This window comes from Clostridium sp. HCP1S3_C6 (assembly GCF_052066735.1).
Classification (GTDB): domain Bacteria; phylum Bacillota; class Clostridia; order Clostridiales; family Clostridiaceae; genus Clostridium.
Map to the genome: position 1 here is coordinate 1 of NZ_JBQHRN010000059.1, position 3320 is coordinate 3320.

The 3320-nt window shown below is 25.4% G+C and carries 2 protein-coding genes; both read right to left on the bottom strand.

The annotated features are described in order from the left end of the window. Positions 1–843 precede the first annotated feature (843 nt). Complete coding sequence (locus tag ACTNAO_RS12620; RefSeq protein WP_441029620.1) at positions 844–2649, bottom strand: aminotransferase class I/II-fold pyridoxal phosphate-dependent enzyme; 1806 nt, start codon at positions 2647–2649, stop codon at positions 844–846. 110 nt (positions 2650–2759) lie between these two features. Further along, a complete protein-coding gene (locus ACTNAO_RS12625; RefSeq protein ID WP_441029617.1) occupies positions 2760–3188 on the bottom strand; it encodes an NAD/NADP octopine/nopaline dehydrogenase family protein in 429 nt (142 codons plus the stop codon). Positions 3189–3320: the final 132 nt, after the last annotated feature.

The following is a 3320-nucleotide window of genomic DNA, read 5'->3' on the forward strand; positions in this document are numbered from 1 at the left end:
CAACGACAAGAAAAATTAAATGGATTATAAAAAAATAATCTTGAATTAATTATACCCAAAGGTGGGGAATTTTCTTTCCCTTTTTCGGGGAATTTATATTGACACCAACAGATATTATAAATATTTGAAACTACTTCTTCTTTATTAAAATAATTAGTCATACTCTGCATGGATGGAACTGAACATATTGATTTAAAATATAATGTTCCTAACATAACACGATTTGAATAATCAATATAGCTTAAATTGCGAGGATCAGTTACCTTATCAAATCTACTAAATAGCCTTGGGCAAAACTTTTTTTGAATACTTAGACATTCTTTTCTAACTTATTTTTAATTCTTTGTTCTTTTCTTCCCATAAAAACCTTCTGAGAGACAAAGTTTTTCTTTTAGTGTATCCTTGGTTATATGAATGTTACTTAAGCAATGTTCGCAATGTCTATTAGGTAATATTATTGGTAGTTTCATCAATATTAATAATCTCTTGTAATTCTATTCATACTAGATATTCTGTAATATTTATCATAACTACTGTAAACAATAATATATCCGGTTCATATGTAATTTGATTCTTTTTCTCTCTTTTATTTTTGATAATTTTTATCATGATAAAATCTCCATAAATATAGTAAAATTACGGTTTTACTTAATATAATTAAGCCACAATTTAATATATTTATGTAGAATATTAACTTAAAAATTATTTATTCTTTAGAACAATAAAAAAATTCATTTTTATCAATTGTATCAATAAAATTTTACATATTATAAGTAACTTCAGATAAGAAGAAAGTAACAATAAAATACTAATTATCTATATAGTTAACTTAATATTTATTATTTAGATTTCTTTTTTCAAAGCTTCTAACAACTTGTTATTATCTTCTGTATTTCTAATAGCTAATCTTAAAAATTGTCTATTTTTAATTTTAGAAGATAAATCCTTAACAAAAATACTATAATTATTAAACAAAATCTTAGTTAATCCTTTTGAAGACATTCCATTTTTAAGTTCAATCATAATATAATTTGCCTGTGATGGAACAACATGAATTCCATTAATCTTAGTAAGTTCATTTTGAAATCTTGTACGTTCTTTCCTGTATTTTTGCAATCCAACAAAATAGTCATTCTTATATTTTTCTGCAATTTGCATATAAAATTCAGCAAAAGAATTTATATTCCATATAGAAACATTTCTTTTTAAAATATCTATTAATTCACTATTACCTGATGCTAGAACTCCAAGTCTTATTCCTGGCACACCATATGATTTGGAAATACTTTTTATAACAAAAAGTTGCTTATTTTCATCTAAGATATTTTGTTTAATTAATGTGCTATCTTCTTCATCAGCAAAATCGACAAAAGACTCATCAATTATTAGCTTGATATTTTTTTCTTTTGTCCAAGAAAGCAACAAAAGCAAATCTTTTTTAGGAATATAATTTCCTGATGGATTATCTGGATTAACAATAACAAGGTTTTCAATTTCCTTATTATTAAAAAATTTAATTATATCATGTACAGTGTAACTATAATTTTCATTTTCAGGCATATACGAAATTGAATTTTCCTTATTATACCTATTAGGATATTCTTCAAATGTTGGTCTTATAAAGCCTGTTCTCCCATTAAAATGCTCCATTAATTCTTTAATTAATTCTGCTGCTCCATTTCCAACTAAAATATTTTCTTGATGCACTCCAAAATTCTTTCCTGCAAGTAAAGAATTTACGTACATGCCTGATGGATACTGCGTTAGCAATTTTTCAAAACTTGCTTTCATTTCATCCATTAACTTCTGTGATGGATAATATGGATTAACTAAATAGCAAAAATCTATTAATTGTGGATACCTCCAATACCCTCCATATCTTTTTTGAAATAAATTAATTTTTTGTTCATCATCTTCAGTAAAAATTGAAGTAGCAATATCAAGATCCTGAATATCATCTATTTCATACCATAATTCACCATTCAAACGCTTTGCTTTTATTTCTGGATCATCCAACATTGTTATTACACGTAAAACTTGTTCATAATACTCATTTTCTCCCAAAGCAGTTTGATAAGCATTTAAAAATGGAACATAATGAGTTACCGAAAAATGCTTGCTAAACTTATAAATATTAACTGTTTTGTAATACTCAGATATTTCGTTAAATTTAAATTTTTTACCTGGAACAAATGCTTCAATATCATCGTTACTATTTAGTTTTACACATGTTCCATCCATCCAGCTTTCGTATTTATCTACTAATGCCAATGTATCTCGTGGATCATTTATTAGAGTTTCTAAAACTGAATCTTCAAAAATAATATCCGACTCAAATAGTAATGTATCTTCTTGTATTAAGTATTCCTTTGCTAATGCCAATGAATATATATTATTTGTTTTATCATAAATAGGATTATTTACATACATAATTGGTGTAGTAATATCTAATGTTTCTATATAATCAATAAGTTTTTGTCCTTCATATCCTATTACAATAATAATTCTAGATAAATGATGTTTTTCCAACTGATGTAACATACGATCTATTAATGTTACTCCATTTACTTTAATCATACATTTTGTATTATTTTTAGTTAATTCTTTTAATCTTTTTCCCATCCCTGCTGCTAAAATTATTGCTTGCATTCTTATTCCTCCTTAAAAATATTAATTTGTTATTTAACATTACAAATATGTAATTATTTTCTATGTAGTATTTCAAATTTACTTAATATTTTTAGTCCATATACAATTTACTAAATTGTATACAACTCAACAAACTCTTCCTTATTTGTGTTTAACTTAAATACCTCTTCACCATATGATAATGCAACATCTTCATACCATTTCCAAACGGTGTCAATATTCGGTGTTCTTAAATCAAATTCTTCTGCAATATCTTTTATAATTTTTAATCCAAATGAAAAATCCGATTTAAAATAACGAGATGTAAAATCTGGAACCCAACCATTTTTTGTTTTTTTCATTGGTGAAGTTAGTCCTTTAAAAGCTTTAATATTTCTAATTTTATGTGTCATTTGTGATGCACTTGAGCTCTCATAATATTCTGTTAATGATTTTACTGATTCTAAATTCAAAGAAATTTTATCACATAATTCTTGTAGTTCTTTATCACATGCAATTAACATTTCAGATGAATCATCTGTCCATTTTTCATAAAACAAAATATTTTCTGGATAAAAAACTGGTGTTAGTATAGAAGTGTAGACACGGACATGTAGTTTTTTTAAGTGATATAATAAAAGAAATAAAGGAAGTGTCTACAGATGGGAAGGAAAGTAAAAAGTTATACAGAA

What these genes read in the sequence shown, in the direction of transcription:
- ACTNAO_RS12620 (WP_441029620.1), bottom strand. Translation starts at nt 2,649, where the DNA reads ATGCAAGCAATAATTTTAGCAGCAGGGATGGGAAAAAGATTAAAAGAA.